Genomic DNA, 6,241 nt, shown 5'->3' on the forward strand with positions numbered 1-6,241 from the left:
GGCGGCGGCGCATCCGGTGCGGGTGGTGCTGCTGTACGACGGTGAGGTGCTGGACGAGGTGCCGGCGGAGGCGCACGACCGGCCGGTGGACGCGGTGGTGACACCGTCCGGAGTACAGCGGTTCGGCGGGGAATGACCTGTCTGGCGAGACACACCCCTTTTGCTTGTTACGCCCCGTTCGATCGGCGATAGTCCTTCGGACGGGGCTTTGTCCTGTTGACGGCGTTGCGCCCCTCGGGGGAACGGGGACGGTGCCGTGCCCGCTCCGGGGAGGGCACCGTCCGGCGGTGGTTTCCGGTCAGGGAGAACGGCCGGAAAACGCCTCGGTCCCCCTCCGGCGGGCGGAGGGGGACCGAGGTCGGGGCGGGTGCCGGGTCAGGGCGACAGGGTCAGGGTGTCCTGGCCGGCCTTCTTGACGGCCTGTTCGCCGAAGGCCCACGGGAGGAGTTCTCCCTTGGCCCACTTGTCCGTCTGGTCGTAGTAGTGGGCGTCGTAGGCGTGGCCCGAGGCGCCGGTGAGGTTGATCCAGCGGGACTTGTCGAGGTCGGCGAGGTTGACGACCATCCGCATCGACGGGACCCAGGTGACCTGGTAGCCGCCCGCGGCGTTCCAGCCGGTGGCGTTGACCGCGGCCTCACCGCCGCCGACGTTCCACGGGCCCCGGTTGAACAGGCCGCGCAGGAGGTCGGGGCCCTCGGTGCCCAGCGTCTGGTTCTTGAGGTTCAGCTGGTGGAGGCGGCCCCAGCTCCAGTTGGCGACGTTCTTGCCGAGCTTGGAGGTCAGCTCGTAGCGCGCGTCCTTCATGGCGTGCGCGAGGAGCTGGTCGCGGTTCTTGTCACCGGGGTGGCCGGGGCGGTCCTCGGTCTTCCACCAGGCGTTGCCCGGCTCGTCGAGGATCTTGCGGACGACCTCGTACCAGCGGTCGCCGCCGTCGGGCTGGGCCATGTCGGGGGCGCGCTCGCCGCACTCGCGGACGTAGCTCCGCTGGTCGTCGGGGCGGGACTCGTCGGCCGGGTGGACGGTCAGGCACTGGCCCTTGGGGCGCAGCTCCTTGGGCATCTTGTTGCCGAAGGCGAGCTTGAGGGTGTTGCGCCAGACGGCGTTGAAGTACGCGGCCGGGGCGGAGTCGGGCTCCTGGGTGAAGTCCCAGCCCTCCAGCAGCTGCTGGGCCTCGCGGACGTAGGGGTCCTTGATGTCGATCTTCGTCAGGTACGGGGTCAGCAGCCGGGCGATCTCGCTGCTGTTGTCCTGCTGGAAGGTCTGCATGTCATCGGTGGAGACCTTGCCGCCGTCCTTGATCCTGGACTCGATCAGGTCGGTGATGCGCTGGCTGCGGGTGCCGTAGCCCCAGTCCTTGGTGATCAGGTAGGGGTACTTCTTCTCGTCGACGACGGCCTGGTTGGCGGTGACGATGAAGCCGCGCTTGGGGTTGTACTCCCAGGGCAGCGCCGACTGCGGGACGGAGCCGGTCCAGCCGTAGCGGGGGTCCCAGCCCGGTGCGGGGCGGCTGCCGTCGTAGGTGCCGTCGCCCTTGCCGCGGACCGGGATGCGGCCGGGGGCCTGGTAGCCGATGTTGCCCTTGGTGTCGGCGTAGATCAGGTTCTGGGACGGGACCTCGAAGTGCGAGGCGGCCTTGCGGAAGCTCTGCCAGTCGGTGGCGCGGTTGAGTTCGAAGACCGCGTCCATGGAGGTGCCCGGTTCGAGGGCGGTCCAGCGCAGCGAGACGGCGTAGCCCTCGCCGCGGTCGGGGGCGGTGGCGCCGACGGGGGCCTGCTTGCCGACCGTGGCGAGTTCACCGTCGCGGTCGGAGACTATGGGGCCGTTGCCGGTGGAGCGGACGGTGATGCGGCGGCTCGACCCGCCGGCGACCTTGATGGTCTCCTTGCGGGTGACGAACGGCTTCTCCTTGCCGTCGAAGAGGTAGCCGTCGGCGGTGATCTTCTCCAGGTAGAGGTCGGAGACGTCGGCGCCGAGGTTGGTCATGCCCCAGGAGATGTCCTGGTTGTGGCCGATGACGACGCCGGGCATGCCGGAGAAGGTGAAACCGGCGACGTCGTAGCCGCACGTGGCGCCGACGGTGCGGCAGTGCAGGCCCATCTGGTACCAGAGCGAGGGCATCTGCGGGGCCAGGTGCGGGTCGTTGGCGAGCAGCGGCTTGCCGGTGGTGGTGTGCGCGCCGGAGACGACCCAGGAGTTGGAGCCGATGCCGTTGCCGTTGGGGCCGAGCAGGGCGGGGATCTCGCCGAGGGACTTGGACAGCGACGCGAGCTGCGTCCGGGCGCCCGCGCCCGCGCCCGTGCCCGCGGTGTTGCCCGCTCCGGCGCCCGCGCCCGCGCCCGCTCCGGTTCCCGTGCCGCCCGGGGTGGCGGTGTCGCCGGTGCCCGCGGCGCCCTGGCCGGCGGGCGCGTCGGCCTTGGGGTCGAACTCCTTGGTGGCGGGGGAGACCGCGCCGCCCTCGACGATCGGCTTGTTCCGCTTGTACGGGTAGGCCGGGTAGAGCTGGTCTATCTGCTCGGCGCTCAGACGGCTGGTCATCAACGCCCGGTCGATCTCCTGCTGCATGTTGCCGCGCAGGTCCCAGGCCATCGCCTTGAGCCAGGCCACCGAGTCGACGGGCGTCCACTTCTCGGGCTTGTAGTCGTATTCGAGGCCCAGCACCGCGTACTCCAGGGACAGGGCGGAGCCCTCGTGGTCCTTGAGGTAGGCGTTGACGCCGTCCGCGTACGCCTGGAGGTACTTCTTGGTGCTCGGCGCGAGCTTGGTGTCGTACTCCTTCTGCGCCACGTGGTGCCAGCCGAGGGTGCGCAGGAACTCGTCCGTCTTGACCTGGCTCTTGCCGAACATCTCGGAGAGCCGGCCCGCGGTCATGTGGCGCCGGACGTCCATCTCCCAGAACCGGTCCTGGGCCTGGACGAATCCCTGGGCGCGGAAGAGGTCCTCGTCGGTGTCCGCGTAGATCTGCGGGATGCCGTTCCCGTCGCGTACGACGTCGACCCGCTTGCTCAGGCCCGGGAGCTTGAGCGATCCGCTGGTCTGCGGGTGCGAGGCACGCACGGTGTCCACGCTCCAGTAGGCGCCGAACGCGACGCCCGCCACGACCAGCAGCACAACGACGATCGCGACGAGGCGGCCGCGCCGCCGTTTCTTCTTTTCGGGGGCCGGTCCGGACTTGTTGGCGGGCATCGCTGTCCTTCGAGGGGCAGGGTGGGAGTGCTGGAGCAACCATAGGCGCACGGCCTCGGCGCGCCCCACGCGGAGTCACGGCGGGCGCATTTGATATTCAAACAATGGTAAATTGTTAGGATCAGTAACTAGATACGGTAAGGAAGCCAACGCTCCGGTTTTCGCGCGAGGAAGGACACCGCTCCTGACTGTCGACCACCTCAACCAACTCCTGCTGTTGTGCTCGCTCGTGCTGCTGGTCGCGGTGGCCGCGGTACGTCTCTCCTCGCGCAGCGGGCTCCCCAGCCTGCTCATCTACCTCGGGATAGGCGTCGCGATAGGGCAGGACGGCCTCGGCGGCGTGGTCTTCGACAACGCCTCACTGACCCAAGTCCTCGGCTACGCCGCCCTGGTCGTCATCCTGGCCGAGGGCGGTCTCGGCACGAAGTGGAAAGAGATCCGGCCCGCGCTGCCCCGGGCGGCGGTCCTGTCGACGGTGGGCGTCGCCATCAGCGTCGGCGTCACGGCCGCCGGCGCGCACTACCTCGCCGGACTGGAATGGCGTCAGGCGCTGCTGATCGGCGCCGTCGTGTCGTCCACGGACGCCGCCGCGGTCTTCTCCGTCCTGCGCAACGTGCCGCTGCCGTCCCGCCTGACCGGCATCCTGGAGGCCGAGTCGGGCTTCAACGACGCCCCCGTCGTCATCCTCGTCGTCGCGTTCTCCACCGCGGGACCGGCCGAGACCTGGTACCTGCTGGTCGGCGAGATCGCGCTGGAGCTGGCGATCGGCGCCGCCATCGGCCTGACCATCGGCTGGCTCGGCTCGTTCGGCATGAGGCATGTGGCGCTGCCGGCCTCCGGCCTCTACCCGATCGCCGTGATGTCGCTGGCCGTCTCCGCCTACGCGGCCGGCGCGCTGGCGCACGGCTCCGGCTTCCTCGCCGTCTATCTGGCCTCGGTGGTCCTGGGCAACGCCAAGCTGCCGCACGCCCCGGCCACCCGCGGCTTCGCCGAAGGTCTCGGCTGGATCGGGCAGATCGGCATGTTCGTGCTGCTCGGTCTGCTGGTGACCCCGCACAACCTGCTCGACGACGTGCTGCCCGCCCTGCTCATCGGCCTGATCCTGACGGCCGTGGCGCGACCGCTGTCGGTCTTCCTGAGCCTGCTGCCGTTCCATGTGCCGTGGCGGGAGAAGACCCTGCTGTCCTGGGCCGGACTGCGCGGCGCGGTACCCATCGTCCTGGCGACGATCCCGATGGTGAACGAGGTGCCCGGCAGCGAGGGCGTCTTCAACATCGTCTTCGTCCTCGTCGTGGTCTACACCCTCGTCCAGGGGCCGACGCTGCCGTGGCTGGCGCGGCGGCTGCGGCTCGGCGAGGGCGAGGAGCCCGCCGACCTGGGCATCGAGTCGGCGCCGCTGGAACGGCTGCGCGGCCATCTGCTGTCGACCTCCATCGGGGACTCGTCACGGATGCACGGTGTCGAGGTCGGCGAGCTGCGGATGCCGGCCGGCGCGGCGGTCACCCTCGTCGTACGGGACGGCAAGAGCTTCGTGCCGTCGCCGACGACGGTGCTGCGGCGCGGCGACGAGTTGCTGGTGGTGGCCACCGATCCGGTGCGCGACGCGGCGGAGCAGCGGCTCCAGGCGGTGTCGCAGGGCGGCAAGCTGGCCGGCTGGCTGGGGACCGGCGGCGCCCCGCGCCCCGCTCACGGGCACGGCCGGCCCGGACGCCACACGGCCTGACCGCGGCCACGGGGACACCCGTGGCCGCGCTCCGCCACCGGGAACGGGGCCGCGCGCGGACCCACCCGATACGCCCATACCGGCCTGTACTATGAAGCGGCACATCAACGAACCAACTCTGCCTGATGCAGAGCTGGCGCGACCGCTCGGCGGCCGCGGTCCCCCTGCCTCACGGGGCAGCCACTTCCCGGTGCGGACCACGCGGTATCTACTCGGTCCTGCGCGAGAGGACAGCTCTCGGCGCGTCCCGTGGCGACATCGCGGTGGCGTGCTACCAGGCAGCGGAAAGGCCCGGCCGTGGCATCCGCGGTCAAGGATTCCCGTCCTGGTTACGGACAACTGCTGCGCACCCCCGGTGCGTGGGCGTTCCTGCTGCCCGGCTTTCTGGCCCGGCAGCCGTTCGCGATGCTGACCATCGGCATCGTGCTGCTCGTCGAGCACACCACCGGCTCGTACGGAGCGGCCGGCGCGGTCTCGGCGGCGACCGGCGTCTCGATGGCCCTCTTCGCCCCGCAGGGCGGCAAGCTCGCGGACCGCTTCGGCCAGCGGGCGGTCCTGGTCCCCGGCGTACTGATCCACGTCTGTGGTGTCACCGCGCTCATCACGCTCGCCCTGACCCACGCCCCGCTGTGGGCGCTGCTGGCCGTCGCGGTGCCGACGGGCGCCTCGACGCCGCAGATCGGCCCGATGGTGCGGGCCCGCTGGGGGGCGCGGCTGGCCGGCAGTCCGCTGATGCCGACGGCGGCGGCGTTCGAGTCGGTCACCGACGAGTTCACCTTCGTCGTCGGCCCGGTCCTGGCGACGGCGCTGTGCACGGGCGTGCACCCGGCCGCGGGACTGATCGCGGAGGCGGCGCTGATGCTGGCCGGCGGGCTGCTGTTCGCGGCGCAGCGGCGCAGTCAGCCGCCGGTGCACCGCACCCGGGACGACGGCGGGCCGCGCGTCTCGGCGCTCTCCGTCCCCGCTGTCCGGGTGCTGATCGTGGCCTTCCTGGGCATCGGCACGGTCTTCGGCGGGATGCAGGTCTCGCTGACGGCCTTCACCCAGGACATCGGCCGTCCCGGCATCAACGGCGTGCTCTACGGGATCTTCGCGGCGGGCAACATGCTGGCGGGCATCGCCTGCGGCGCCATCGCCTGGCGCGTCGGCCCGCGGCGCCGGCTGCTGGTCGCCTACGGGCTGCTGGCGCTGGCCACCACGCCGCTGTGGGCGGTGACGGCGGTGCCGCTGCTGGGCGCGGTGGGGCTGGTCGTCGGGCTGTGCATCGCCCCGGCGCTGATCACGGGCTACACCCTGGTCGACACCCTGGTGCCCGTGGGGGCGCGGACCGAGGCG

At 71.1% G+C, this 6,241-nt stretch carries 3 protein-coding genes and 1 pseudogene; 3 read left to right on the forward strand and 1 reads right to left on the reverse strand.

All coding sequences use genetic code 11. The annotated features are described in order from the left end of the window. Positions 1-136 (forward strand): annotated as a pseudogene (locus tag AC51EU_RS25750) (5-formyltetrahydrofolate cyclo-ligase); the annotation flags it as partial. A 239-nt stretch (positions 137-375) separates the two neighbouring features. Here the strand turns inward: AC51EU_RS25750 and AC51EU_RS25755 are convergent. Further along, the gene (locus AC51EU_RS25755) at positions 376-3,183 is read right to left on the reverse strand and encodes a penicillin acylase family protein (protein ID WP_496269466.1); all 2,808 of its coding nucleotides are present in this window, start codon (positions 3,181-3,183) and stop codon (positions 376-378) included. A gap of 217 nt (positions 3,184-3,400) precedes the next feature. On the opposite strand from AC51EU_RS25755, the gene AC51EU_RS25760 reads away from it, so the two are divergent. Both AC51EU_RS25760 and AC51EU_RS25765 read left to right on the forward strand, forming a co-directional pair. Then, positions 3,401-4,906 (forward strand): potassium/proton antiporter, encoded by a 1,506-nt coding sequence (locus AC51EU_RS25760; RefSeq protein ID WP_496269467.1) that lies wholly within the window; start codon positions 3,401-3,403, stop codon positions 4,904-4,906. 297 nt (positions 4,907-5,203) lie between these two features. Further along, positions 5,204-6,241: MFS transporter (locus AC51EU_RS25765; RefSeq protein WP_496269468.1), on the forward strand; the 1,038-nt coding region annotated here is incomplete at its 3' end.

This window comes from Candidatus Streptomyces philanthi (genome assembly GCF_059553635.1).